The sequence below is a fragment of the Streptomyces sp. TAA204 genome, assembly GCF_000424965.1.
This window is the reverse complement of sequence record NZ_AUKW01000005.1, coordinates 332,382-358,077: the sequence shown is the minus strand read 5'-3', so window position 1 is coordinate 358,077 and position 25,696 is coordinate 332,382. Positions and strand designations below refer to the sequence as shown.

26 protein-coding genes are annotated in these 25,696 nt (G+C 70.2%); 13 read left to right on the top strand and 13 right to left on the bottom strand.

The genetic code is table 11. The annotated features are described in order from the left end of the window. Positions 1 to 135 precede the first annotated feature (135 nt). A complete protein-coding gene (locus tag H343_RS0112375; protein WP_028431409.1) occupies positions 136 to 1,980 on the top strand; it encodes an endonuclease/exonuclease/phosphatase family protein in 1,845 nt (614 codons plus the stop codon). A 172-nt stretch (positions 1,981 to 2,152) separates the two neighbouring features. After that, positions 2,153 to 2,761: a Uma2 family endonuclease gene (locus tag H343_RS0112370; RefSeq protein WP_028431408.1), complete on the top strand. Its 609-nt coding sequence runs from the start codon at positions 2,153 to 2,155 to the stop codon at positions 2,759 to 2,761. Here the strand turns inward: H343_RS0112370 and H343_RS0112365 are convergent. The 12 genes from H343_RS0112365 to H343_RS0112310 all read right to left on the bottom strand — a co-directional run bounded on the left by H343_RS0112365 (position 2,721) and on the right by H343_RS0112310 (position 12,643). Next, positions 2,721 to 3,578, bottom strand: coding sequence for an EI24 domain-containing protein (locus H343_RS0112365; RefSeq protein WP_028431407.1), 858 nt, complete (start codon positions 3,576 to 3,578; stop codon positions 2,721 to 2,723). The two genes, H343_RS0112370 and H343_RS0112365, sit on opposite strands and share 41 nt — an antisense overlap. Positions 3,579 to 3,633: 55 nt before the next feature. Continuing rightward, positions 3,634 to 4,650 carry a 2,3,4,5-tetrahydropyridine-2,6-dicarboxylate N-succinyltransferase gene (gene dapD / locus H343_RS0112360; RefSeq protein ID WP_028431406.1) on the bottom strand — a complete coding sequence of 339 codons (1,017 nt, stop codon included), beginning with the start codon at positions 4,648 to 4,650 and terminating at the stop codon, positions 3,634 to 3,636. Between the two features lie 100 nt (positions 4,651 to 4,750). Then, positions 4,751 to 5,362 carry a TetR family transcriptional regulator gene (locus H343_RS0112355; protein ID WP_028431405.1) on the bottom strand — a complete coding sequence of 204 codons (612 nt, stop codon included), beginning with the start codon at positions 5,360 to 5,362 and terminating at the stop codon, positions 4,751 to 4,753. After that, entirely contained in the window at positions 5,362 to 5,682 is a 321-nt protein-coding gene (locus tag H343_RS0112350; protein WP_028431404.1) for a DMT family transporter, read from the bottom strand. Before H343_RS0112350 ends, H343_RS0112355 begins: the two co-directional genes overlap by 1 nt. Before the next feature lie 154 nt (positions 5,683 to 5,836). Then, entirely contained in the window at positions 5,837 to 6,166 is a 330-nt protein-coding gene (locus H343_RS0112345) for a metal-sulfur cluster assembly factor (protein WP_028431403.1), read from the bottom strand. Beyond that, entirely contained in the window at positions 6,163 to 6,630 is a 468-nt protein-coding gene (sufU, locus tag H343_RS0112340; RefSeq protein WP_028431402.1) for a Fe-S cluster assembly sulfur transfer protein SufU, read from the bottom strand. Before sufU ends, H343_RS0112345 begins: the two co-directional genes overlap by 4 nt. Before the next feature lie 37 nt (positions 6,631 to 6,667). Next, a complete protein-coding gene (locus H343_RS0112335; RefSeq protein WP_028431401.1) occupies positions 6,668 to 7,915 on the bottom strand; it encodes a cysteine desulfurase in 1,248 nt (415 codons plus the stop codon). Between the two features lie 11 nt (positions 7,916 to 7,926). After that, on the bottom strand, positions 7,927 to 8,691 hold the full coding sequence (sufC, locus tag H343_RS0112330) for a Fe-S cluster assembly ATPase SufC (RefSeq protein ID WP_028431400.1): 765 nt from the start codon (positions 8,689 to 8,691) through the stop codon (positions 7,927 to 7,929). Positions 8,692 to 8,698: 7 nt separating this feature from the next. Next, complete coding sequence (locus H343_RS0112325) at positions 8,699 to 9,040, bottom strand: non-heme iron oxygenase ferredoxin subunit (protein WP_028431399.1); 342 nt, start codon at positions 9,038 to 9,040, stop codon at positions 8,699 to 8,701. Next, complete coding sequence (gene sufD, locus H343_RS0112320; protein ID WP_028431398.1) at positions 9,037 to 10,245, bottom strand: Fe-S cluster assembly protein SufD; 1,209 nt, start codon at positions 10,243 to 10,245, stop codon at positions 9,037 to 9,039. The genes H343_RS0112325 and sufD overlap by 4 nt, the downstream gene beginning before the upstream one ends. 98 nt (positions 10,246 to 10,343) lie before the next feature. Next, on the bottom strand, positions 10,344 to 11,765 hold the full coding sequence (gene sufB, locus H343_RS0112315) for a Fe-S cluster assembly protein SufB (protein WP_028431397.1): 1,422 nt from the start codon (positions 11,763 to 11,765) through the stop codon (positions 10,344 to 10,346). Next, positions 11,762 to 12,643: a helix-turn-helix transcriptional regulator gene (locus H343_RS0112310; protein WP_028431396.1), complete on the bottom strand. Its 882-nt coding sequence runs from the start codon at positions 12,641 to 12,643 to the stop codon at positions 11,762 to 11,764. Before H343_RS0112310 ends, sufB begins: the two co-directional genes overlap by 4 nt. A 188-nt stretch (positions 12,644 to 12,831) precedes the next feature. On the opposite strand from H343_RS0112310, the gene H343_RS0112305 reads away from it, so the two are divergent. The 4 genes from H343_RS0112305 (at position 12,832) to H343_RS0112290 (ending at position 16,208) form a co-directional block, all read left to right on the top strand. Continuing rightward, complete coding sequence (locus H343_RS0112305) at positions 12,832 to 13,758, top strand: ABC transporter ATP-binding protein (protein WP_028431395.1); 927 nt, start codon at positions 12,832 to 12,834, stop codon at positions 13,756 to 13,758. Between the two features lie 41 nt (positions 13,759 to 13,799). Then, the gene (locus tag H343_RS0112300; protein ID WP_078505529.1) at positions 13,800 to 14,522 is read left to right on the top strand and encodes an ABC transporter permease; all 723 of its coding nucleotides are present in this window, start codon (positions 13,800 to 13,802) and stop codon (positions 14,520 to 14,522) included. Positions 14,523 to 14,647: 125 nt separating this feature from the next. Further along, the gene (locus tag H343_RS30280) at positions 14,648 to 15,721 is read left to right on the top strand and encodes a COX15/CtaA family protein (RefSeq protein ID WP_051265109.1); all 1,074 of its coding nucleotides are present in this window, start codon (positions 14,648 to 14,650) and stop codon (positions 15,719 to 15,721) included. A gap of 157 nt (positions 15,722 to 15,878) precedes the next feature. Continuing rightward, positions 15,879 to 16,208 (top strand): hypothetical protein, encoded by a 330-nt coding sequence (locus tag H343_RS0112290; RefSeq protein WP_028431393.1) that lies wholly within the window; start codon positions 15,879 to 15,881, stop codon positions 16,206 to 16,208. A 116-nt stretch (positions 16,209 to 16,324) separates the two neighbouring features. On the opposite strand, the gene H343_RS0112285 is transcribed toward H343_RS0112290, so the two are convergent. Beyond that, positions 16,325 to 17,266, bottom strand: a complete 942-nt coding sequence (locus H343_RS0112285; protein ID WP_028431392.1) for a heme o synthase — start codon at positions 17,264 to 17,266, stop codon at positions 16,325 to 16,327. 401 nt (positions 17,267 to 17,667) lie between these two features. On the opposite strand from H343_RS0112285, the gene tkt reads away from it, so the two are divergent. The 7 genes from tkt (at position 17,668) to H343_RS0112250 (ending at position 25,670) form a co-directional block, all read left to right on the top strand. Next, complete coding sequence (gene tkt / locus H343_RS0112280) at positions 17,668 to 19,743, top strand: transketolase (protein WP_028431391.1); 2,076 nt, start codon at positions 17,668 to 17,670, stop codon at positions 19,741 to 19,743. A 50-nt stretch (positions 19,744 to 19,793) separates the two neighbouring features. Then, positions 19,794 to 20,936, top strand: a complete 1,143-nt coding sequence (gene tal / locus H343_RS0112275) for a transaldolase (RefSeq protein WP_028431390.1) — start codon at positions 19,794 to 19,796, stop codon at positions 20,934 to 20,936. Between the two features lie 5 nt (positions 20,937 to 20,941). Further along, complete coding sequence (zwf, locus tag H343_RS0112270) at positions 20,942 to 22,468, top strand: glucose-6-phosphate dehydrogenase (protein WP_028431389.1); 1,527 nt, start codon at positions 20,942 to 20,944, stop codon at positions 22,466 to 22,468. Then, positions 22,465 to 23,589, top strand: coding sequence for a glucose-6-phosphate dehydrogenase assembly protein OpcA (opcA, locus tag H343_RS0112265; RefSeq protein WP_028431388.1), 1,125 nt, complete (start codon positions 22,465 to 22,467; stop codon positions 23,587 to 23,589). Before zwf ends, opcA begins: the two co-directional genes overlap by 4 nt. Positions 23,590 to 23,630: 41 nt before the next feature. Then, positions 23,631 to 24,374: a 6-phosphogluconolactonase gene (gene pgl, locus H343_RS0112260; protein ID WP_486586888.1), complete on the top strand. Its 744-nt coding sequence runs from the start codon at positions 23,631 to 23,633 to the stop codon at positions 24,372 to 24,374. 265 nt (positions 24,375 to 24,639) lie between these two features. Then, entirely contained in the window at positions 24,640 to 25,467 is an 828-nt protein-coding gene (locus H343_RS0112255) for a Scr1 family TA system antitoxin-like transcriptional regulator (RefSeq protein ID WP_028431386.1), read from the top strand. Next, complete coding sequence (locus H343_RS0112250) at positions 25,464 to 25,670, top strand: DUF397 domain-containing protein (protein ID WP_028431385.1); 207 nt, start codon at positions 25,464 to 25,466, stop codon at positions 25,668 to 25,670. The genes H343_RS0112255 and H343_RS0112250 overlap by 4 nt, the downstream gene beginning before the upstream one ends. Positions 25,671 to 25,696 lie beyond the last annotated feature (26 nt).

The window sequence follows — 25,696 nt, the reverse complement described above, 5'->3', positions numbered from 1 at the left end:
TGTCGCGCTTGTGCGAAGCGGCCCGTCATCTCCTTGACAACTGGGGTTTCCGGGCCAGACTTTACGCGCGTAGAGAATGGCCGGACCGTGACTCACACCCGGACCACCGCCCGCCACCCCCCACCGGAGGCACCGTTGTCGTCCCGTCTCGCCCGCACCTCGGCGCTCACCGTCGCGGCGCTGTGCTCCACACTGCTCGTGCTGCCCGCGTCCTCAGCCGCAGAGAAGCCGGCCAAGGCGCCGCGGCTGCACGACATCCAGGGCAGCACCCGGATATCCCCCTACGCGGGCGAGCACGTCACCGATGTGCCCGGCGTCGTCACCGCCGTTCGCGGCTTCGGCAAGGCGCGCGGCTTCTGGATGCAGGACCCGGAGCCGGACCGCGACCCGGCCACCAGCGAGGGCGTCTTCGTCTTCACCGGCGAGGAGACCCCCGGTGTGAAGACCGGCGACCGCGTGCGCGTCTCCGGTGACGTCACCGAGTACTACCCCGGCGGCGAAGGAGCCGGCGGCCAGTCCGTCACCCAACTGACCGGCGCGGAGTGGACGGTGGGGGCCCGGGGCGAGCGTCTGCCCCGGGCCGTACGCATCGACGCCGAGCGCGTCCCCGGCACCTACGCGCCCCGGGCGGAGGGCGGCGGGAACATCGAGCCGCTGCCGCTGCGCCCCGACGAGTACGCCCTCGACCTCTACGAGTCGCTGGAGGGCATGCGCACCGAACTGCGGAACGCTCCGGTGACGGGGCCGACGACGCAGTACGACGAACTGTGGGTCACCGCCGACCCCGAGCAGAATCCCACCCCCCGCGGCGGCACCCTCTACGGCGGATACGACCAGCAGAACGGCGCCCGCCTCAAGGTCAGTTCACTGCTCCCCCTCGACGAGCACCCCTTCCCGCAGGCGAACGTCGGGGACGCGCTGCGCGGCAGGACGGCCGGGCCGCTCGACTACGACAACTTCGGCGGCTACACCGTACGGGCCACCACGATGGGCGAGTTGAAGGACAACAAGCTCAAGCGCGAGAAGACCCGCAAGCAGCACAAGGGCCAGCTCTCCGTCGCCACCTACAACGTGGAGAACCTCTCGCCCGAGTCCGAACCGGAGAAGTTCACCCGCCTCGCCGGCGCGCTGGTGAAGAACCTCGCCTCCCCCGACATAGTCGCCGTGGAAGAGGTGCAGGACAACACCGGACCCGAGGACGACGGCACAGTCGCCGCCGACAAGACCCTCGACCGGCTGACCGCCGCCATCGAGGAGGCGGGCGGCCCGGCCTACGAGTGGCGGCAGATCAGCCCCGAGGACAAGGCCGACGGCGGGCAGCCCGGCGGCAACATCCGCGTCGCCTTCCTCTACGACCCGGAGCGGGTCTCCTTCACCGACCGCGAGGGCGGTGACGCGACCACCGCGGTGGAGGTGAAGGACGCCGACGGCACGCCGCAGCTGTCCGCCAACCCGGGCCGTATCGAGCCGGAGGACGCGGCGTGGGAGGCGAGCCGCAAGTCGCTCGCCGGGGAGTTCACCTTCCGGGGGCGCCAGGTCTTCGTCGTGGCCAACCACTTCAGCTCGAAGGGCGGGGGCGACCTGGAGGGCGACCAGCCGCTGGAGGGCCGCATCCAGCCGCCCGTACGGTACTCCGAGCCGCAGCGCGTCGAGCAGGCGAAGCTGGTCAACTCCTTCGTCAGGGACGTGCAGTCCGTCGACCCGGACGCGGCCGTCATAGCGGCCGGCGACCTCAACGACTTCCCCTTCTCCCCCAGCCTCGACGCGATGCGCGCCGGCGGCGCCCTCACCAGCCCGATGGAGCAGCTGCCCGAGGACGAGCACTACGGCTACGTCTTCAACGGCAACTCGCAGGTGCTCGACCACGCCCTGACCAGCCCGGGCGCGGGCCCCGTGGAGTACGACATCGTGCACATCAACGCCGAGTTCCACGACCAGGCCAGCGACCACGACCCGTCGGTGCTGCGTCTGCGGCCCTGACGCGGGGAAGCGCGGGGAAGCGCGGGGAAGCGCGCGAAAGGCCGCACACGGACCCGCCGGCGGGCGCCCTTGAGGGAAGGCGCCCGCCGGCGCTCGACGCGTGACCTGCTTCCCGGCCGTATCGTTGGAGAAGCGGCTGCTCCGCACGGCGCGCCGGGGAGGGAGCGGCACGATGACCGTCGAGCTGACCGACAGGACCGAGATGGCCGACAGCAGCGAACTCAGCCTGGACGAACTGTTCGAGCTGCTGGAGCGCATGCCCGTCCCCGAAGGCTACAAGGCCGAAGTCGTGGAGGGTACGGTCCATGTGTCGCCGCAGTGGGACGCTCACTGGGAGATCATCCGCAGAATCGTCCGCGCCCTCGAGGACAGATTCGGTATGGGCGTGAAGGTCAATTCGGACGTACGTATCGACTTCCCCGGCCACAAGAACGGTTTCGCGCCCGACGTGGCGAAGCTCGCCGACGGAGCACGGCCGAACGAACAGGGCCGCTGGCGCTACGAGGACATCGAGTTCATCGCCGAAGTCATCTCGAAAGGCACAGGGGCGAATGACTACGGTCCGAAACTGCGGGCGTACGCGGCCGCAGGAGTACCCGTCTACCTGATCGCCGACCCCTACGTGGGCCGCTGTCACCTCTACACCCAGCCGAAGGACCCGGCGGACTACGCGAGTGAACTGACCGTCGACTTCGGCAGCCCCGTCGACCTCACCACCACACTGCTCGGCATGACACTGGCTACCACGGACTTCCCGCGTGAGGAGCGGACGGGCCGCTGACGCCGGATTCCGGGGTCCGCGGGCCCGGTTCGGGCCCCGGCTGCGCCGCGTCCTCCCGCTCTCCGGCCCCTTCGGCCTCGCCGTCCCCCATGAGGTCCCGCACGAGCAGCGCCGCACCCGCGACCGCACCCGGCATCAGCACCACGGCCACGAACGGGACGAGGAACGCCAGCACCAGCGGCACGCCGAAGCCGAGCGCCAACGCCCTGTGCCTGCGCAGGATGCGCAGCCTCTCGCGTACGGGGATGCCGCGCCGCTGCATGGCGACCGACGACAGTTCCAGCGTGAGGAAGAATCCGGCGACGCAGAAGCTGAGCGCGGGGATGAACGTCTGCCCGAGGACGGGCAGGAACCCCAGGAAGAACAGCGGCACGGTCAGCAGCAGCATGCGCCACAGCACGAACAGGCTGTCGCACAGGGAGATCCACAGCTCCAACGGCAGCGGCCGGTCCGGGCCCTCGGGGCAGTGCCCCTCGGACTCCTCGACCTGCTCGGAGAGTTTCTCGTAGAAGGGGTCGCCCACCAGCAGCGTGACGGCGGTGAAGGTGACCACGGAGACGAACAGTCCGGCGAGCCAGAGCAGCACCGCGAAGACGGTGCGCAGGGCGTTCCGCCACAGCTCGTCCCAGTCGTCGGCGAAGGGCGTGGCCCAGGCCGCGGCGTCGTCGGTGAGGAACGCGAGCGCGGTGAGCGCCGCCGCGTACAGCACGAAGGTCACCAGGGCGGGCAGCATCCCGAAACCGAACCAGCGCCCGTGGCCTGCGGCCCATCGCTGGCCACGCGCCAAGTACCGTGCTCCCGCCGTAAGATCACGCATGCCCGTAAGCCTATGGCCTACGGGCATGCGAACGGCAATCGGCTCCCGCGCAGCGTCAGTTGTTGCTGTGCAGCGCCTCGTTCAGACCGCCCCACGAGCCGGTGCGCTGCAGGATCTCGACCGAGCCGGTGGTCGAATTGCGGCGGAAGAGGAGGTTGTCGGCCCCGGACAGCTCCATTGCCTTGACGATCTTCCCGTCGGGCAGCGCGACCCGCGTGCCGGCTGTCACGTACAGGCCCGCCTCGACGATGCAGTCGTCGCCCAGCGAGATGCCGATACCGGCCTCGGCGCCCAGCAGGCAGCGCTCGCCGATGGAGATCCGCTGCTTGCCGCCGCCCGAGAGGGTGCCCATGATCGAGGCGCCGCCGCCGATGTCGGAGCCGTCGCCGACGACGACTCCGGCGCTGATGCGGCCCTCCACCATGGAGGTGCCGAGGGTGCCCGCGTTGAAGTTCACGAAGCCCTCGTGCATGACGGTGGTGCCCTCCGCCAGGTGCGCTCCGAGGCGGGCGCGGTCGGCGTCTGCGATGCGTACGCCCTTCGGCGCGACGTAGTCCGTCATGCGGGGGAACTTGTCGACGCTGGTGACGCTCAGGTGCCTGCCCGCGGCGCGGGCGGCGAGCCGCACCTGCTCCAGCCGGTCGACGGCGACGGGACCGAGGCTGGTCCAGGCGACGTTGGCCAGCAGCCCGAACAGGCCGTCCAGGTTCTGTCCGTGCGGCTGGACGAGCCGGTGGCTGAGCAGGTGCAGCCGCAGGTACGCGTCGTGGGCGTCCAGCGGCTTGTCCTCCAGGGAACCGATGACCGTCCGCACCGCCACGGTCTCGACCCCGCGCACCGGGTCGGCCCCGAGCGCCTGGGGCGCGGCCTCCCCGAGGGCCTCGGCTGCGCGCTCCGGGCTCAGGCGCTCGCTCCCGGCGGGCGCGCCGGGCTCGGCGACGAGCTCGGGCGCGGGGAACCAGGTGTCCAGAACGGTGCCCGCGCCGGAGCCGTCCGGGCCCGCGAGAGTGACGGTGGCGAGTCCGGTGGCGACGGCGCCGGTGGTACGGGTGGTGGTGGCTGCTTGGGTCATGTATCGCACGCTATCCGCCACGGTCGGGCGAGGGCCAACCGGTCCCACCAGGCGGAGGGCGCTCGACTCCTCCTCTGCCGAGGTGATCCCGCACCCGCGCTCACGGCTCGCCCGTGACGCGGGCGAGCGCCGCCCGTACCGCTCCGCGGTCGAACGGGCGGTCGGTGAGCAGGAGCTGGAGCAGCAGACCGTCGATGAGGGCCACCAGGACGCGCGCGGTGGCCGGGTCGGAGGTGTGCCGGGCGAGTACTCGGGTCATCTCGTCGAGCCAGGCGGCGGCGACCGGCTGCAGGGCGGGGCGGCGCAGGGCGGCGAGGTAGAGCTCGTACTCCAGACGGATGCGGCCGCGGCCTCCGTGCGCGTACTCCTCCAGGAGGCGTGTGAGCGCGTCGGCGAGCGGGATTCCCGCGGTGGCGTCCTCGGCCGTCGCGGCGGCGCCCTCGGCGGCCGTGCCCGGGGAGGCGTGCCCCACTTCGGCGAGGACGTCCTCCCAGTCCGTCATGGCGGTGCTGGGCTCGCCGGTGATCTGCTGGAGGGCGGCGACGAGCAGGTCGTCGAGGCTGGCGAAGTGGTAGGTGGTCGAACCCAGCGGAACGTCCGCCTCCGCGGCCACGGTCCGGTGGCTCAGCGCGTCGATGCCCTTGTGCTCGACGATCCGGATGGCGGCGTCGATGATGCGCCGGGGGCGGTCGGGGTCGTACCGGCGGGGCATCAGTGGGCACCGCCCACGTTGAGCAGTATGACCCCGAAGATCACCAGCAGGATGCCCATGATCTTCGCCGCGGAGACCGACTCGCCGATGAAGACGATGCCGATGACGGCGATCGCCGCGGTGCCGACGCCTGACCAGATCGCGTAGGTGGTGCCGACAGACATCGTCTTGAGCGTCTGCGCGAGGAGCGCGAAGGCCACGGCGTAGCTGAAACCGGTGATCAGCGAGGGCCAGAGCTTGCTGAAGCCGTCGCTGTACTTCATCGCGGTGGTGCCCAGGACCTCCGCCAGAATCGCTCCCACGAGCGTCACGTACACCATGTGTACGAGCGTACACACTCATGCGTACGCCCGTACACAAACAGGGCGCCCTTCGGCCCTCCCGGTTCCGGACGCGAAGAACGGCCATGCCTCGGCAGTGCACGAGACATGACCGTTGACGCGCTCCGCCGGCAGAGCGCCGGGAGCACCCCGCTCAGACGTTGAAGCCCAGCGCCCTCAGCTGCTCACGGCCGTCGTCGGTGATCTTGTCCGGACCCCACGGCGGCATCCAGACCCAGTTGATCTTGAGTTCCTGGACGAGGCCCTCCGTCGCGGACTTGGCCTGGTCCTCGATCACGTCCGTCAGCGGACACGCCGCCGAGGTGAGCGTCATGTCGATCGTGGCGATGTTCGCCTCGTCGACATGGACTCCGTAGATCAGGCCCAGATTGACGACGTCGATGCCCAGCTCGGGGTCGACCACATCGAGAAGGGCCTCACGGACCTCTTCCTCACTCGCGGGCTTCGCAGTGGTCTCGGTCATACGGTCTTCTCCTTTACCGAGTCCTCGCCCAGCGCCTGGGCGGTGGCGTCCTTCCATGCCATCCAGCTCAGCAGAGCACACTTCACACGTGCCGGGTACTTCGAGACCCCGGCGAAGGCGACGGCGTCCTCCAGAACCTCCTCCATGGCATCGTCCGGCTCGATCTTCCCCTTGGACTGCATCAGTTCCAGGAAGGTCTCCTGGATCTTCCTCGCCCGGGGGAGGTCCTTGCCGACCAGCAGCTCGTTCAGCACGGAGGCGCTGGCCTGGCTGATGGAGCAGCCCTGGCCCTCGTAGCTGACGTCGCGGACGGTGTCGCCGTCGTAGCGGACACGCAGTGTGATCTCGTCCCCGCAGGTCGGATTGGTGTGGTGCACCTCGGCGTCACCGTCACGCAGGCCGCGGCCGTGCGGATGCTTGTAGTGGTCCAGGATCACTTCCTGGTACATGGAGTCCAGCTTCACGAGTCAGTCCGTCCGTCGTCCTGCGCCGCAGTCGTCGCTATCCGAAGAAATTCCGTACGTGCTCCAGCCCTTCGGCCAGGGCGTCCACCTCGGCCGGAGTGGAGTACAGATAGAACGACGCCCGTGTCGTCGCAGGAATTCCGTACCGCAGACATACCGGCCGCGCGCAGTGGTGGCCGACCCGGACCGCGATGCCCTGTTCGTCCAGCACCTGGCCCACGTCGTGCGGGTGGATGTCCCCGAGGGTGAAGGAGATCGTCGCGCCCCGGTCCTCGGCCGTGGTGGGGCCGATGAAGCGCAGGTCGGGGATCTCCCTCAGCTTGCTGACGGCGTACGCGGTCAGCGCGTGCTCGTGCTTCTGGATCCTGTCCATGCCGACGGCCGACAGATAGTCCACGGCGGCACCGAGCCCGACCGCCTGCGCGATCGGCGGCGTGCCCGCCTCGAACTTGTGCGGCGCGGGCGCGTAGGTGGACGAGTTCATCGTCACCGTCTCGATCATCTCGCCGCCGCCCAGGAACGGCGGAAGGTCATCGAGCAGCTCCTGCCGTCCCCACAGCACGCCGATGCCCGTGGGACCGCACATCTTGTGCCCGGTGAAGGCGACGAAGTCGGCCTGGAGCGCCTGCACGTCCAGCACCATGTGCGGAGCCGCCTGCGAGGCGTCGAGCACGACGAGGGCACCGACCTCCTGGGCACGCCGGACGATGGCCTCGACCGGGTTGACGGTGCCCATGATGTTGGAGACCAGGGTGAAGGAGACGACCTTGGTCTTCTCGGTGATGACCTGCTCGATGTCCGACAGGTCGAGCCGTCCGTCGTCGGTCAGGCCGAACCACTTCAGCTTCGCGCCCGTGCGCTGCGAAAGAAGCTGCCAGGGGACGATGTTGGAGTGGTGCTCCATCTCCGTGATGACGATCTCGGTCTCGCGGCCCACCTGGTACGGCTCGTCGGCCCAGCCCAGCATGTTCGCCACGAGGTTGAGCGACTCGGAGGCGTTCTTGGTGAAGACCACCTCGTCACGGCTCGGCGCGTTGATGAAGGCGGCGACCTTGTCACGCGCGCCCTCGTAGAGCGCCGTGGCCTCCTCGGCGAGCACGTGCACGCCGCGGTGGACGTTGGCGTTGTGCCGCTCGTTGTAGTCGCTCATCGCGTCGAGCACCTGGCGCGGCTTCTGCGAGGTCGCCGCGTTGTCCAGGTAGACGAGCTTGTGCCCGTCATGGACCGTGCGGTCCAGGATCGGGAAGTCCTTCCGGATCGCCTCGGTGTCGAGCAGACCCGGCAGCGTCTCTTCGCTCACGAACCGGCGCCTCCCTTCACGTACGCCTCGTAGCCCTCTTCCTCCAGCTTGTCCGCCAGCTCCGGGCCGCCGGACTCGGCGATCCGTCCCTTGGCGAAGACGTGAACGTGGTCGGGCTTGATGTAGCGCAGGATGCGCGTGTAGTGGGTGATCAGCAGGGTGCCGATCTCGCCGCTCTCACGGACGCGGTTGACGCCCTCGGAGACCACCCGCAGTGCGTCCACGTCGAGGCCGGAGTCGGTCTCGTCGAGGATCGCGATCTTCGGCTTGAGCAGCTCCAGCTGGAGGATCTCGTGGCGCTTCTTCTCGCCGCCGGAGAAGCCCTCGTTGACGTTGCGCTCGGCGAAGGACGGGTCGATGTTGAGGCGCGCCATGGCCTCCTTGACCTCCTTCACCCAGGTACGCAGCTTGGGCGCCTCGCCGCGCAGGGCCGTGGCCGAGGTGCGCAGGAAGTTGGAGACGGAGACGCCGGGGACCTCGACCGGGTACTGCATCGCCAGGAAGACGCCCGCGCGGGCGCGCTCGTCCGGGGTCATCTCCAGGACGTCCTCGCCGTCGAGGAGCACCGAGCCACCGGTGATCGAGTACTTGGGGTGGCCGGCCAGGGAATAGGCGAGGGTGGACTTGCCGGAGCCGTTCGGCCCCATGATCGCGTGCGTCTCGCCCTGCTTCACGGTCAGGTCGACGCCGCGCAGGATCTCGTTCGGACCGTTCTCGGTTTCGACGGAGACGTGCAGGTCGTTGATCTCAAGCGTTGCCATGGGGACTTCAGGACTCCTGGGTGACGGAGACGAGTACGGCCGCATCGGGGCCTTCGCCTTCGATTCTTACGGGGTACACGGGCACGGGTCGGGTCGCCGGCAGGCCGGAGGGCTTGCCGGTGCGCAGATCGAAGCTGGAGCCGTGCAGCCAGCACTCGATCTGACAGTCTTCGACCTCTCCCTCGGAGAGCGAGACGTTCGCGTGCGAGCAGATGTCGTTGACCGCGAACACCTCTCCCTCCGTACGGACGAGAGCGACCGGCACACCGTCGAGCTCCACCCGCTTGGGGGTGTCCTCCTCCAGCTCGCTGAGCGCCGCCACCCGCACAAAGCCTTCGCCGCCGCTCATACGGACGACTCCAGCTCGGTCTCGATCTTCTCGATGAGACGCTTCTCCAGGTCCGGCAGGCCGATCTGCTGGACGAGCTCGGCGAAGAAGCCGCGCACGACGAGCCGCCGCGCCTCCTTCTCCGGGATGCCCCTCGCCTGGAGGTAGAACAGCTGCTCGTCGTCGAACCGGCCGGTGGCCGAGGCGTGCCCGGCCCCGACGATCTCGCCGGTCTCGATCTCCAGATTGGGCACCGAGTCGACCCGCGCCCCGTCGGTGAGGACGAGGTTGCGGTTCAGCTCGTAGGTGTCGGTGCCGGTGGCGGCGGCACGGATCAGCACGTCGCCGATCCACACCGCACGCGCCTCCTCGCCCTGCAGCGCGCCCTTGTAGACCACGTTGCTGCGGCAGTTGGGCGTGTCGTGGTCGACGAAGAGACGGTGCTCCTGGTGCTGGCCGTCGTCGGTGAAGTACAGGCCGTAGAACTCGGCCTCTCCGCCGGGACCGGCGTAGCGCACACGGGGGTGGAGCCGCACGAGGTCACCGCCGAAGGTGACGACCACGGACTTGAACGTGGCGTCCCGGCCCACCAGCGCGTTGTGCTGCGAGCAGTGGACGGCCGTGTCGTCCCAGTCCTGCACGGAGACCACGGTCAGCTTCGCGCCGTCGCCGACGACGAACTCGACGTTGGCGGCCCGTACGGCGTCGCCGGTGTGGTCGATGACGATGACCGCTTCGGCGAACTCCTCGACCTCGAAGACGGTGTGCCCGTAGCTGACGCCGCCCTCGCCGTGCAGCGCGACGCGCACCGGCTCCTCCAGCACGGCCTCCCTGGGGACCGTGACAACCGACGCCTTCTCGAAGGAGGAGAAAGCCTGCGCGGCGACCCGGTCGACCGGCTTCCCGGCACGGCCGACGCGGGAGTCGTCACGTCCCACGGTCTCGACCGTCACACCCTCGGGCGCGTCGACCTCGACCTTGAGAGAGCCCGACGCCTCGGCCGACCCGTCGTGCAGCCCCTTGAGCCGCTCGAGCGGAGTGAAGCGCCACTCCTCCTCCCGGCCGTGCGGGACCGGGAAGTCCGCCACGTCGAAGGAGGGCGGCGCACTCATCCGCGTGGCGACGGTGGACTCGGCTGCCACCGCGATCGACCCGGTGGTGTTCGAACCGACCGGTGGGGGTCCTCCCTGGACGGCGTCCTCGGGGGAGTTCTGAGCCTCAGCCATGGCGCTCGTGTTGCTCACTCTCTGGAATCGGAACCCCGGGTGAAGGTGCCCGGGGTCAAGTCGCTTGCGGGCGGACTGTCTGGCGCACGGTACGGGCGTCAGCCGACCGCGCCCTCCATCTGCAGCTCGATGAGCCTGTTGAGCTCCAGCGCGTACTCCATCGGGAGCTCCTTCGCGATGGGCTCGACGAAGCCGCGGACGATCATGGCCATCGCCTCGTCCTCGGACAGGCCCCGGCTCATCAGGTAGAAGAGCTGGTCGTCGCTGACCTTGGAGACGGTCGCCTCGTGGCCCATCGTCACGTCGTCCTCGCGGACGTCGACGTAGGGGTAGGTGTCCGAGCGGGAGACGGTGTCCACCAGCAGCGCGTCGCACAGCACGTTGGACTTCGAACCCTCGGCGCCCTCGGCGATCTCGATCAGACCGCGGTAGGACGTACGGCCACCGCTGCGGGCCACCGACTTGGACACGATGTTGGAGGAGGTGCGCGGCGCCATGTGCACCATCTTCGCGCCGGCGTCCTGGTGCTGGCCCTCGCCCGCGAAGGCGACCGAGAGGGTCTCGCCCTTGGCGTGCTCGCCCATGAGGTAGACGGCGGGGTACTTCATGGTGACCTTGGAGCCGAGGTTGCCGTCGACCCACTCCATGGTCGCGCCCTCGTAGGCGACGGCACGCTTGGTCACCAGGTTGTAGACGTTGTTCGACCAGTTCTGGATCGTGGTGTAGCGGCAGCGGCCGCCCTTCTTCACGATGATCTCCACCACGGCGGAGTGCAGGGAGTCCGAGTCGTAGATCGGAGCCGTGCAGCCCTCGACGTAGTGCACGTAGGCGTTCTCGTCGACGATGATCAGCGTCCGCTCGAACTGGCCCATGTTCTCGGTGTTGATCCGGAAGTAGGCCTGCAGCGGGATGTCGACGTGCACGCCCGGCGGGACGTAGATGAAGGAACCGCCGGACCACACCGCCGTGTTGAGCGCGGCGAACTTGTTGTCGCCGGGCGGGATGACGGTGCCGAAGTGCTCCTTGAAGATCTCCGGGTGCTCACGCAGCGCCGTGTCGGTGTCCAGGAAGAGGACGCCCTGCTGCTCCAGGTCCTCACGGATCTGGTGGTAGACGACCTCCGACTCGTACTGCGCGGCGACACCGGCGACCAGGCGCTGCTTCTCCGCCTCCGGGATGCCGAGCTTGTCGTAGGTGTTCTTGATGTCCTCCGGCAGGTCCTCCCAGGTCTGGGCCTGCTTCTCGGTGGACCGCACGAAGTACTTGATGTTGTCGAAGTGGATGCCCGACAGGTCCGAACCCCAGTTGGGCATGGGCTTCTTCTCGAAGAGCTTGTGGCCCTTCATCCGGAGCTTGAGCATCCACTCCGGCTCGTTCTTCTTCTCCGAGATGTCGCGCACGACCTCCTCGGAGAGGCCACGCTTCGCGGTGGCACCGGCCGTGTCGGAGTCGGCCCAGCCGTACTCGTACTTGCCCAGTCCCTCGAGCTCCGGGTGAGCAGTCTCCGTAGGAGAGGTCATGCGGGGTTCCTCCCGGCGGTGTTCGCTGGTGCTGTGGTGGCGTTGCTGGCTTTGCTTGCGTTGCTGGTCTTGCGGGTGGTGCCGGTCGCGACGGGCGGCACGGAACCGCCCTGGCGCGTCTGCGGGACGAAGGTGGTGCACACCCCGTCACCGTGGGCGATCGTCGCGAGCCGCTGGACATGGGTGCCGAGCAGGCGGGAGAAGACCTCCGTCTCCGCCTCGCACAGCTGCGGGAACTGCTCGGCCGTGTGAGCCACCGGGCAGTGGTGCTGGCAGAGCTGCTCCCCGCCGGAGTTGCCCCCGGCGGACGGGGGGGCGCTGCGCGCAGTGGCAGCGTACCCGTCCCGTGTCAGGGCCTCGGCCAGCGCCCGTGTGCGCTCTTCGGGCGGCACGCCCTCCAGGGCGCGCCGGTACTGCTCGGCCTGTTCGGCCACGCGGGCGCGGGCGAAGTCGGCGACCGCGGCGTCACCGCGCTCACCGCCCCCGGCGGTCTGCGCTATCCAGCGCAGCGCGTCCGCGGCCAGTCTGTCGTAGTCCTGGTCGAAGGCGTCCCTGCCGCAGTCCGTCAGGGCGAACACCTTTGCGGGCCGGCCCCTGCCCCGTGAGCCGTACACGCGCTTCTCGCGGGGCTCGACGACTCCCTCACCCACGAGCGAGTCGAGGTGGCGGCGGACCGCCGCCTGGGTCAGCTGGAGTCGCAGCGCCAGCTCGGCGGCGGTGGACGGACCGTGGTCGAGGATGGAACGCGCCACCCTGTTCCGCGTGCCGTGCTGCTCCTCCTGCGGGCCGGCGGCTCCGGCGGCCGCGGGCACGGACGAACCGCCGGTGGCCCGTGCGGCCGCCGTTCGCGTCTCATGTCCTTCAGCCGTCTTTTTCACAACGTCATTGTTGCGTAATTCTTCGGGCTGCGGCAAGCCGCATCCTGACCTGCCGGAATGGGCTGTGTCACGTAAGGGGAGCCTTACTTACCGCTTGTGAGCGGTGCGGGCAGGGGCCCCGGGCGGCCCGGTCCGCGTTTCCCGGCCCCCGCGTCGTGAGGCACCCGGCCCTCCTTAGACTCCCCCGTATGGGAAGCGGAGGGGCGGTCGAGGTCACCGGACTGGTGAAGCGGTACGGCGCGAGGACGGCGGTGGACGGTCTCGACCTGTCCGTCCCGTACGGCACCGTGACCGCCGTCCTGGGCCCCAACGGCGCGGGCAAGACGACCACCGTCGAGACCTGCGAGGGCTACCGCAGCCCGGACGGCGGCACCGTACGCGTCCTGGGGCTCGACCCCGTGGCACAGGCCGCGCTCCTGCGCCCCCGCCTCGGCGTCATGCTGCAGAGCGGCGGCGTCTATCCGGGTGCGCGGGCCGAGGAGATGCTGCGTCACATGGCCGCCCTGTACGCGCACCCGCTCGAAGTGGAAGCGCTCGTCGACGCGCTCGGCCTGGACAGCTGCGGCCGCACCCCCTACCGGCGGCTCTCGGGCGGGCAGCAGCAGCGGCTCGCACTGGCCATGGCCGTCGTCGGACGCCCTGAGCTGGTCTTCCTGGACGAGCCGAGCGCGGGCCTGGACCCGCAGGGACGACGGGCGACCTGGGACCTCGTACGGGAGCTGCGCAACGACGGCGTGACCGTCGTACTGACCACCCACCACATGGACGAGGCCGAGGAGCTGGCCGACGACGTCGTCATCGTCGACGGCGGCAGGATCGTCGCCCAGGGCAGCCCGGAAGCGCTGTGCCGCGGCGGAGCGGAGAACTCGCTGCGCTTCACCGGACGCCCCGGCCTCGATCTGGCCTCGCTGCTCAAGGCGCTGCCGGACAACACCGCCGCGGCGGAGCTCGTCCCTGGCGGCTACCGCGTCACCGGCACCGTCGATCCGCAGCTGCTGGCCACCGTCACCTCCTGGTGCGCGCAGAACGGTGTCATGCCCGACCGCATATCGGTGGAGCGCCGCACCCTGGAGGACGTCTTCCTGGAACTCACCGGCAAGGAGCTTCGGTCTTGAGCGTCGGCACCTTCACCCCCGCACCCGGGGCAGCGCCGCTGATGCGCATGATCGGCGCGCAGGCCGCCCTGGAGACGCGGATGCTCCTGCGCCACGGCGAGCAGCTGCTGCTGACCGTGTTCATCCCGACGCTGCTGCTGGTCCTCTTCAGCTCCGTCGACATCGTCCGGCTGGGCGGCGGCGAGCGCGTCGCCTTCCTCACTCCCGGCATCCTCGCGCTGGCCGTGCTCTCCACCGCCTTCACCGGGCAGGCCATCTCCACCGGTTTCGAGCGCCGCTACGGGGTGCTCAAGCGCCTGGGCGTGTCGCCTCTTCCGCGCTGGGGGCTGATGGCGGCGAAGACGGTCTCCGTGCTGGCGATCGAGCTGCTGCAGGTGGCGCTGCTGACCGCGGTCGCCCTGATGCTCGGATGGTCGCCGCGCGGCAACCCGGCGGCCGTGGCACTGCTGCTGCTCCTGGGCACCGCCGCGTTCAGCGGCCTGGGGCTGCTGCTGGCGGGGACGGTACGGGCGGAGGCCACCCTCGCCGCGGCGAACCTCGTCTTCATCCTGCTGCTGGTCGGCGGCGGCGTCGTCGTTCCGCTGGAGAAGTTCCCGGGGGCCGTGCAGGGCGCGCTGGAGGTGCTGCCGATCGCCGCGCTGTCGGACGGTCTGCGCGCGGTGCTCCAGCACGGGGCGGGCGTCCCCTGGGGGGAGGCCGGCGTTCTGGCCGTCTGGGCGGTGGCCTCCCTCGCCGCCGCGGCGCGCTTCTTCAGGTGGGAGTGAGCGGGGCGGGGCCAGCTGCTGGAACGGGCCCGGCCGCACCCGGTGAGCAGCCCGCGGGGGCGGCCCCGCCGGCGGACCCCGCCCCTCGTGAAAGTGCGCACAAGCACCAGCCGTACGATGTGCCCGTGCCGAATCTGCTCGAACTGCTGCGCAACCCCGTCGCGTACATCGCAGCCCGCTGGACGCCCTCCCGGCGCACTCTCCGGCGGGCCACCCTCTCCGCGCTCGCCATGAGCGTCTTCATCATCGTGACCGGCGGCGCCGTACGGCTGACCGGTTCCGGCCTGGGCTGCGACACCTGGCCCAAGTGCACCGGCGACAGCCTGTACGCCACCTCGGAGATGGGCCTGCACGGCGCGATCGAGTTCGGCAACCGGATGCTGACGTACGTGCTCAGCGCGGCCGTCGGCTGGGCCATCGTCGCCTCGCGTTCCGTGAAGCCGCGGCGGCGCGGCCTCAGCCGCCTGGCCTGGTCGCAGTTCTGGGTGGTGGCGGGAAACGCCGTCATGGGCGGTGTCACCGTACTGACCGGTCTCAACCCCTACACCGTCGCCGGGCACTTCCTGCTCGCCCTCACGCTGCTGACCGTCACCACGGTCACCTGGGTGCGTGCCGGCGAGGGCGATGCCGAGCCACGGCCGCTGACCGGCCGGACGGCCCGGCGGCTGGTGCTGGCTCTGACGTTCTTCTCCGGGGCGCTGGTCGTGGCCGGGACGGTCGTCACCGGTGCCGGGCCGCACGCCGGGGACAGCAGCGACGTGCCGAGGATGCCGGTCGACTGGAACTTCGTCGCCCAAGTGCACGCCGAACTCGCCTGGGCCGTGGTGGCTTTGACGCTCGTGCTGTGGTTCGTCCTGCGGGCGCAGGCCGCCCCGGCCGGCCCGCGCCGTCGTACGGCCGAACTGATGGCGGTCCTGCTCGCACAGGGCGCCATCGGCTATGCGCAGTACCTCACGGAGCTGCCCGAGGTGCTGGTGGGCCTGCACCTGTTCGGAGCGGCGGTGACCTGGATCGCGGTGCTGCGGCTGCTGCTGTCGGTGCGCGAGCGCGGGCTGCCGCCGGGTGCCGGCGCGGGCGACGCGGACGGTGAGGACGGTGAGGTCTCAGGCGCGGGGAGCGGCGAGGGAGCATCTCTCCCCTCCCCGTCCCCCTCCCCCGTCGGCGGCGAGCGGGAGCAGTCCGCCACCGCCACCTCCTGACGGCCGGCCCGGCCACCGCCGCCGAGATGACGCGGCTGAGCGGGGCTGCAGCCGGGCGGCAGCCCAGCGAGGTCCCAGGAGGGCCGGCGTGTGTCGTGGGTCTCCCGGCCGCGCGAAGGCGTGGCCAGGTCGCTTACCCCTCGGTAGCATCGGTGTCATGGCAGAGAGCAGCAAGCGGGCGGCCAAGCTCGCCGGTCAGATCACCGCGTTCGCGAAGCAGCACGGCGGCGGCGCGGAGGGCCAGATCGCCTACGTGGGACAGGCCGGGGCCCGCATCGTCCTCGTCGGGGCGGACGGCGTCTGGGGCGACCTGATGGCGGACTCCGTCGCCACCGCGCGGCAGGCGGCCGAACAGGCAGGCATCACCGTGCAGGAGACCTTCGACGGCGCGATGGCGGAGAAGGTGCGCACGGGCCCGTACGAGTGGAGCCGGATGGCCGGCATCCAGCTCGGCGGACCGCCGCAGCCGACGGCGCAGGCCGGCTGAACACACCGGCAGTGAGGGCCCGGACCACCGTCACAGGTCCGGGCCCTCACACGTGTGCACGCCAGGGCGCAGAGAGTTCCCCCGCAGCGCGCGGCCCTTGTCCCCCGGTGCGGGAATCAGCGCACGAAGGGGTCGATCGCGACCGCCACGAACAGCAGTGAGACGTACGTGATCGACCAGTGGAAGAGGCGCATCTCCTTCAGCTTCGCGCCGTTCGCACCGGCCTTCGCACGGGACTGCAGCGCGTGTGCCTCCCAGAGCCACCAGCCGCCCGCGGCCAAGGCCACAGTGGTGTAGAGCCACCCGACGTACCCCAAGGGCCACAGCAGCAGCGAGACCGCGACCATCACCCAGCTGTAGAGCACGATCTGCCGGGCCACGGTCACGTTGCCCGCCACGACGGGCAGCATCGGCACGCCGACCCGCCGGTAGTCCTCCCGCACCTTCATCGACAGCGGCCAGTAGTGCGGCGGAGTCCAGAAGAAGATCACGAGGAAGAGGATGACGGCGGCCCAGCTCAGTTCGTTCTCGACGGCGGACCATCCGATGAGTACGGGCATGCAGCCCGCGATCCCGCCCCAGACGATGTTCTGCGACGTGCGCCGCTTGAGCACCAGCGTGTAGACAAGGACGTAGAAGAGCAGCGCGCCCAGGGACAGCGCCGCCGAGAGCCAGTTGACGAGCAGTCCGAACCACAGCGTCGAGACGACGGCCAGCGCGAGACCGAAGACGAGCCCCTCGCGGGGGGTGACGATCCCCGTGACCAGCGGGCGGCTCTCGGTGCGGTGCATCAGCGCGTCGATGTCGCGGTCGGCGTACATGTTCAGGGCGTTGGCGCCGCCCGCCGAGAGGTAGCCGCCGACGCAGGTGGCAGCCACCAGCCACAGGTCGGGCACACCCCGCGCGGCAAGGAACATCACCGGAATCGTGGTGATGAGCAGCAGCTCGATGATGCGGGGCTTGGTCAGCGCGACGAACGCACCGACCCGGGCGACGAACGACCGGTCCACGGTGCTGTCCTCGCGCACCCCCGCAGGACGGGATCCGACGGCCGTCACGAACACCCCTGATCACTCCAAGAAAAGCGAGCGTTAACGGTGCAGAGTCGTAAAGCTCGCGCGTACCACGCCACTTTAGACGGCGCCGGAACCGGCTCCTCGCGCGGGGTGCTCCGTGTTGACGGGCCTGCGCCGGCCCGGCGGAGCGCCGCGTGAACTGCCCGTGCCGCGGCGCTCCCACGCACGACGGCGAGTGAGCGGGCACCGGTACACCGGCGGCCTCGCGGGGTACACGGACAAGGCCGGGAGGGAATGCGACCTGCGCTGTTCCTGTTCCAGCAAAGCGGGGTCACCGTAGTGCGAACACCGGACGGCACGGGCGTAGCACAGGGGTACGCTCGACACCGCCGGTGAGCGAAACGCACCGGCCACCGACATGTGGAGAGGAGCCCTGACGCAGGGTGAGCACCAAGCCGACCACCACAGACCTTGAGTGGACCGATCTGGACCAGCGGGCCGTCGACACCGTACGCGTCCTGGCCATGGATTCCGTGCAGAAGGTCGGCAACGGCCACCCCGGCACGGCCATGGCACTGGCCCCCGCGGCGTACCTGGTCTTCCAGAAGCTGATGCGGCACGACCCCTCCGACCCCGCCTGGACCGGACGCGACCGCTTCGTGCTCTCCGTGGGCCACTCCAGCCTGACGCTCTACATCCAGCTCTACCTCGCGGGCTACGGCCTGGAGCTGGAGGACCTGGAGAGCTTCCGCACCTGGGGCAGCAAGACCCCCGGGCACCCCGAGCACGGTCACACCGTCGGCGTCGAGACGACCACGGGTCCGCTGGGCCAGGGCGTCGCCAACGCGGTGGGCATGGCGATGGCGGCTCGCTACGAGCGCGGCCTCTTCGACCCCGGCGCCGCCGACGGCGAGTCCCCCTTCGACCACACCGTCTGGGCGTTCGCCAGCGACGGCGACCTCCAGGAAGGCGTCTCCGGCGAGGCGTCCTCGCTCGCGGGCCACCAGAAGCTCGGCAATCTGGTGGTGATGTGGGACGACAACCACATCTCCATCGAGGGCGACACCGAGACGGCCTTCTCCGAGGACACCGTCCAGCGGTACGAGTCCTACGGCTGGCACGTCCAGCGCGTCGACCCGCTGCCCAACGGGGACCTCGACCCCAAGAGCCTGTACGCCGCGTTCGAGGCGGCCAGGCAGGAGACCTCGCGTCCCTCCTTCATCGCCGTGCGCTCCATCATCGCCTGGCCCGCGCCCAACGCGCAGAACACCGGCGCCGCGCACGGTGCCGCGCTCGGCGCGGAGGAGGTCGCCGAGACGAAGAAGATCCTCGGCTTCGACCCGGAGCAGAACTTCCAGGTCGGCACCGACGTCCTGGAGCACGCCCGCAAGGCATGGGAGCGCGGCCGGCAGGCGCGGGAGTCCTGGGACAAGCGGTTCGCGGAGTGGCGCTCGGCCAACCCGGAGCGGGCCGCCGAGTTCGACCGCATCCGCGCGGGCGAACTGCCGGACGGCTGGGAGAAGGCGCTGCCGGTCTTCGACGCCGGTGAGGCCGTGGCCACCCGCAAGGCGTCCGGCGCGGTACTCAAGGCGCTGGGCCCGAAGATTCCCGAGCTGTGGGGCGGCAGTGCCGACCTTGCGGGCTCCAACAACACCTCCTTCGCGAAGAGTTCCTTCCTTCCGGAGGGCAACCCGCTGCCGGGTGCCGACCCTTACGGCCGTACCGTCCACTTCGGCATCCGCGAGCACTCCATGGGCGCGACCATGAACGGCATCGCGCTGCACGGCAACACCCGCGTCTACGGCGGCACCTTCCTCACCTTCTCCGACTACATGCGTCCCGCCGTCCGTCTCGCGGCCCTGATGCGGGCGCCGGTGACATACGTGTGGACGCACGACTCGATCGGTCTCGGCGAGGACGGCCCCACCCACCAGCCGGTCGAGCAACTGCCCGCGCTCCGCGCCATCCCCGGGCTCAACGTCGTCCGCCCCGCGGACGCGAACGAGACCTCCATCGCGTGGGGCGAGGTGCTGCGCCGCCACACCCGGCAGCCGGCGCCGCACGGCCTCACGCTGACCCGGCAGAACGTGCCCACCTACGAGCCCGATCCCGAGGCCGCCAGGGGCGGTTACGTGCGCTTCGAGGCCGAGGGCGGCGAGCCGCAGGTGATTCTGATCGGCACCGGTTCCGAGGTTCAGCTGGCCGTGGAGGCACGGGAGACGCTGCAGGCCGCGGGGGTGCGTACGCGCGTCGTGTCGATGCCGTGCGTGGAGTGGTTCGAGGAGCAGGACCAGGCCTACCGGGACTCGGTGCTGCTGCCGGGGGTCCGCGCGCGGGTCGCGGTCGAGGCGGCGGTCGGCCAGACCTGGTACCGGTACGTCGGTGACGCGGGGCGGATCGTCTCGCTGGAGCACTACGGCGCGTCCGCCGACTACAAGACGCTCTACCGCGAGTTCGGTCTCACCGCCGAGGCCGTGGTCACGGCGGCGAGGGAGTCCCTCGAGGCCGTGGAGCGCTGACGCCACACACGGACAGCTGCGAACTACGACAAGCAGGAGATGCAATTCCCATGACAGACGCTCTCAAGCGCCTCTCCGACGAAGGCGTCGCGATCTGGCTGGACGACCTGTCGCGTCACCGGATCACGTCGGGCAACCTCGGCGAACTCATCGACGAGCAGCATGTGGTGGGTGTCACCACGAACCCGACGATCTTCCAGAAGGCCATCTCGTCCGACGACAAGTACGACCAGCAGGTCTCGGACCTGGCGGCCCGCGGCGTCACCGTCGAAGAGGCCCTCCGCATGATCACCACCTCCGACGTACGCGACGCGGCGGACGTCCTGCGTCCCGTCTTCGACGCCACCGGCGGCAAGGACGGACGGGTCTCCATCGAGGTCGACCCGCGGATGGCGCACAACACCAGGGCGACCATCGCCGAGGCTCGCCAGCTGGCCTGGCTGGTGGACCGGCCCAACACCTTCATCAAGATCCCGGCCACGAAGAAGGGCCTCGCCGCGATCACCGAGACGATCGGCAGGGGCATCAGCGTCAACGTCACGCTGATCTTCTCGCTGGAGCGGTACCGCGAGGTCATGGACGCCTTCCAGTCGGGCCTGGAGAAGGCCAAGTCGCTGGGCATGGACCTCTCCACGATCCACTCCGTGGCGTCCTTCTTCGTCTCCCGCGTCGACACCGAGATCGACAAGCGTCTGGACGCTCTGGGCACCGACGAGGCGAAGGAGCTGAAGGGGAAGGCCGCCATCGCCAACGCGAGGCTCGCCTACCAGGCGTACGAGGAGGTCTTCGGCTCCGCCGACCGGTCCGTGGAGCCTTCCGAGCGCTGGCAGACCCTGGAGCGTGCGGGCGCCAACAGCCAGCGGCCGCTGTGGGCCTCCACGGGCATGAAGGACCCCTCGCTGCCGGACACCCTGTACGTCACGGAGCTGGTCACCGCCAACACGGTCAACACCATGCCCGAGGCCACGCTGAACGCCGTCGACGACCACGGCGAGATCAGCGGTGACACGGTGCGCGCGAACTACGCGGACGCCAAGGCGGCGCTGGAGGCCATCGGCGAACTCGGGATCTCCTACGACGACGTCGTGCAGGTCCTGGAGGACGAGGGCGTCGAGAAGTTCGAGGCGTCCTGGAACGAACTGCTCGCCTCCACCGAGGCGGAACTCAAGCGCCTCACGCCGAAGGAGGCGTAAGCAAGTTGAGCAACGCAGCCAATCCGCTGCGTGACGCACTGGACCGGCGGCTCCCGCGCATCGCGGGGCCGTCGGGCCTGGTCATCTTCGGCGTCACGGGCGATTTGTCACGTAAGAAGCTGATGCCGGCCGTTTACGACCTGGCCAACCGGGGTCTGCTCCCCCCGGGCTTCTCACTCGTCGGCTTCGCCCGGCGCGACTGGGAGCACGAGGACTTCGCACAGGTCGTGCACGACTCCGTCAAGGAGCACGCCCGCACTCCGTTCCGCGAGGAGGTCTGGCAGCAGCTCTCCCAGGGGATGCGGTTCGTGCCCGGCGTCTTCGACGACGACGCCGCCTTCCAGACGCTGAAGGCCACCATCGAGGAGCTCGACAAGTCCCGCGGTACGGGCGGCAACTTCGCCTTCTACCTCTCCGTACCACCCAAGTTCTTCCCCACCGTCGTCTCCCAGCTGAAGAAGCACGGCCTCTCGGACGGCGGCGAGGGCTCCTGGCGGCGCGCCGTCATCGAGAAGCCCTTCGGGCACGACCTGCGCAGCGCACAGGAACTCAACGCGGTCGTCCACGACGTCTTCAAACCCGACCAGGTCTTCCGCATCGACCACTACCTCGGCAAGGAGACCGTCCAGAACATCCTGGCGCTCCGCTTCGCCAACACGATGTTCGAGCCGCTGTGGAACCGCAGCTACGTCGACCACGTGCAGATCACCATGGCCGAGGACATCGGCATCGGCGGCCGCGCCGGCTACTACGACGGCATCGGCTCCGCCCGCGACGTCATCCAGAACCACCTGCTGCAGCTCCTGGCACTGACCGCCATGGAGGAGCCGGCGTCCTTCGGTGCCAAGGCGCTGCTCGCGGAGAAGCTGAAGGTGCTCAACGCCGTACGGCTGCCGCGCGAACTGGGAAAGCACACGGTGCGCGGCCAGTACACCGCGGGCTGGCAGGGCGGCCAGAAAGTACGCGGGTACCTGGAGGAGGAGGGCATCGACCCGCACTCCAAGACGGACACCTTCGCGGCGATGCGCCTGGAGATCGACAACCGCCGCTGGGCGGGCGTCCCGTTCTACCTGCGTACCGGCAAGCGCCTCGGGCGCCGCGTCACCGAGATCGCGGTCGTCTTCCAGCGGGCGCCGCACTCCCCCTTCGACGCCACCGACACCCAGGAACTCGGCCAGAACGCCCTGGTGATCCGTGTGCAGCCCGACGAGGGCATCACCATCCGCTTCGGCTCGAAGGTGCCCGGCACGCAGATGGAGATCCGGGACGTGACCATGGACTTCGCCTACGGCGAGTCCTTCACCGAGTCCAGCCCGGAGGCCTACGAGCGCCTCCTGCTCGACGTGCTCCTCGGCGACGCGAACCTCTTCCCGCGCCACCAGGAGGTCGAGCGGTCCTGGGAGATCCTCGACCCCGTCGAACACTACTGGGACAAGCACGGCAGGCCCGAGCAGTATCCCGCCGGGACCTGGGGCCCCCGGGCCGCCGACGAGATGCTCGCACGAGACGGACGGAGCTGGCGCCGGCCATGAACATCGACCTCACGGACACCACCTCCAGCCAGATCAACACCGCGCTGGTCAAGGCGCGCCGCTCCATCGGCTCGCCCGCCGTCGGCATGGTGCTCACACTCGTCATCGTCACCGACGAGGGCAACCACTACGACGCGCTGCGAGCCGCCAGCGAGGCGTCCAAGGAACACCCCTCGCGCATCCTCGTGGTGGTGCGCCGTCCCGGCCGCTCCCCGCGCGACCGTGCCGTGGCCCGGCTCGACGCCGAGGTGCGGGTCGGCAGCGACTCGGGGACGGGCGAGACCGTGCTGCTGCGTCTGCACGGCGAACTGGCCTCGCACGCCTACAGCGTGGTGCTGCCGCTGCTGCTCCCGGACGCCCCGGTGGTCGTCTGGTGGCCGGAGGACGCACCCGGACACCCCTCGGAGGACAAGCTCGGCACCCTCGGCCAGCGCCGGATCACCGACGCCGCGGCGGCCGAGGACCCCATCGCCGCCCTGGGGCAGAGGGGCGAGACCTACGCGCCCGGCGACACCGACCTGTCCTGGACCCGTCTGACGCCCTGGCGCAGCGTGCTCGCGGCGGGACTCGACCAGCAGTCGCTGAAGGTGCGCGCCGCGGTCGTCGAGGGCGAGGGCTACAACCCCTCGGTGGAGCTGCTCGCGCTGTGGCTGTCCGAGCGGCTGCGCGTCCCCGTGGACCGGAAGGTCACCGAAGGCCCCGGCATCACCGCCGTACGGATGGAGACCGCGAACGGCCAGATCTGCCTGGACCGGGCGGACGGTTCCCTCGCCGAACTCGCCGTCCCCGGACAGCCGGACCGTCATGTGGCGCTGCACCGGCGCGGCACGGCCGAGCTGATCGCGGAGGAGCTGCGGCGTCTGGACCCGGACGAGGCGTACGCGACGGCCGTGCAGTACGGCTCGAAGCAGCAGGGCAAGGGGCCGCGCGAGGGCGGCACCAGCGGCAGCCCCGCCCGTGGACGGGCCCGGGCGAAGACGCAGGCGGAGCCGGAGCAGGACCCGGCACCGGCGGAGGGAGAGCCGGAAGAAGGCTCCGGCCGGGGGCGGCGGCCCGCGAAGCAGTCACCGGCGGCGAAGAAGGCCGCCAAGCAGTCGCCGAAGGGACGGGCGAAGAAGTGAGCGGTACGCCCGAGGTGTTCGTGCACCGCGACAAGGAGGAGATGGCGCGAGCGGCCGCCGCCCTGCTCGTCGCCCGCGTCGCCGACGCGCAGTCCGCACGCGGAAGCGCCTCCGTGGTGCTGACCGGCGGCCGCAACGGCAACGGCATGCTGGCCGCCCTCGCCTCGGCCCCCGGGCGCGACGCCGTCGACTTCTCCCGGCTGGAAGTGTGGTGGGGTGACGAGAGGTTCCTGCCCGAGGGCGATCCGGAGCGCAACGTGACCCAGGCCCGGGAGGCGTTCCTGGACCAGGCGCCGCTGGACCCGGCACGGGTGCATGCGATGCCGCCCTCGGACGGCCCGTACGGCAGCGACGTCGACGCCGCGGCCGAGGCGTACGCGGCCGAACTCGCCGCCGTCGCACGGGCGGAGGACGCCGCGTCCGCTGTCCCCTCCTTCGACGTGCTGCTGCTGGGAGTCGGCCCGGACACCCACGTGGCGTCGCTCTTCCCCGGGCAGCCCGGTGTGCGGGAGGCGGAGCGTCCGGTGGTCGCCGTGCGGGACGCGCCGAAGCCGCCGCCCGTGCGCATCTCGCTCACGCTGCCCGCGATCCGCTCCGCCCGCGAGGTGTGGCTGCTCGCGGCCGGCGAGGACAAGGCGGAGGCGGCCGCGCTCGCCCTGTCGGGCCCGGCCCCGGAGCGGGCGCCCGCTGCCGGGGCGTACGGGTGTGAGCGCACCCTGTGGCTGCTGGACGAGGCGGCGGCGTCCGCGCTCCCACCGGAGCTGCGGCCTGCGACCGGTTCCTGAACGGACCTGCGCCGCAGCCTGGTTCGCACTCGCGAAAGCGAGCAGGTCCCTCAGCCGTCCTGCCGGTCTCCTTATGCCCATTGAGCACCGCGAACCGCAGCGGAGCACCCGTCCCGTGCCTGCGGTAGACCAGCACGGACGCGCAGACGGGGAGCGTTGTACGCGCCGGGCGTGGGCGCTGTCGGCGAGACGGAGCGTAACCGGTGGCGGGGTGCGGCACGTTGGGCCGCGCGAGGGCGGTGCCGACACGGGAGGAGCGGGGCACATGGAGGAACAACAGGAGTCCGAGCCCACAGGAGGATCGGGCATCCTGCGGGTCTTCGGACAGCAGCTGAAACTCAGCCGTCTACGGGCGGGGCTGGAACGGCCCGAACTGGGAGCGCAGACCGGCTACTCGGCCTCGACCATCGCCTCGTACGAGCAGGGCCGCCGCATCCCACCGCCCCGCTTCATCGACCAGGCCGACGAACTCCTCGACGCGGGCGGCATGCTGCGGGCCGGCAAGGAGGAGGTCGCACGGGCCCAGTACCCGGCGTTCTTCCAGGACGCGGCCCGGCTGGAGGCGGAGGCCGTCGAACTGCACGTGTACGCCACACAAGCCGTGCCGGGGCTGCTGCAGACCGAAGAATACGCGCGGTCGGTGTTCGCCATGTGGCGCCCGCTCCTTGATGACGAGACCATCGAGCGACGGGTGGCGGCACGCCTTGCGCGGCAGGAAGTCTTCACTCGACGCCCGGCACCTCATCTGAGCTTCGTCCTCGAAGAGGCTGTTCTGCACCGTCAGCTCGGCGGACAGACCGTATGGCACAACCAACTTGAGCAGATGCGGCTCGTGAGCCTGAAGCGAAACGTAGAGATCCAGATCATGCCTCTGGCACGCGAGGAGCACGCCGGGCTGGCCGGTCCCTTCACCTTGATTGAGGACGACGGAGGGCAGAGGATCAGTTACACGGAAGTGCAGGGGGACAGCCGCGTCCGTACGGAACGCGGCAAGGTCCGAGAACTGGAGGCGGCGTACGGAGTTCTCCGTGCCCAGGCCCTTGCTCCGACTGAGTCCCTTGCCTTGATCGAGAGGTGGCTGGGAGAGCGATGAGCGCGGCAAAGACCGGGCAGGCCGGCAAGGGCCTGACATGGGTCAAGAGCAGCTACAGCGCCGGTGACGGCGGCGAATGCGTCGAGGTGGCTGCCCAACCAGGCACCGTGCACGTCCGCGACTCGAAGGCCGCAGCAGGCCCGATGCTGTCCGTGTCCGACGCTGGCTGGGCGTCGTTCGTCGCCTTCGCCACGCGGCGCTGACCCCGCACGGACAGCACCGCCACCGG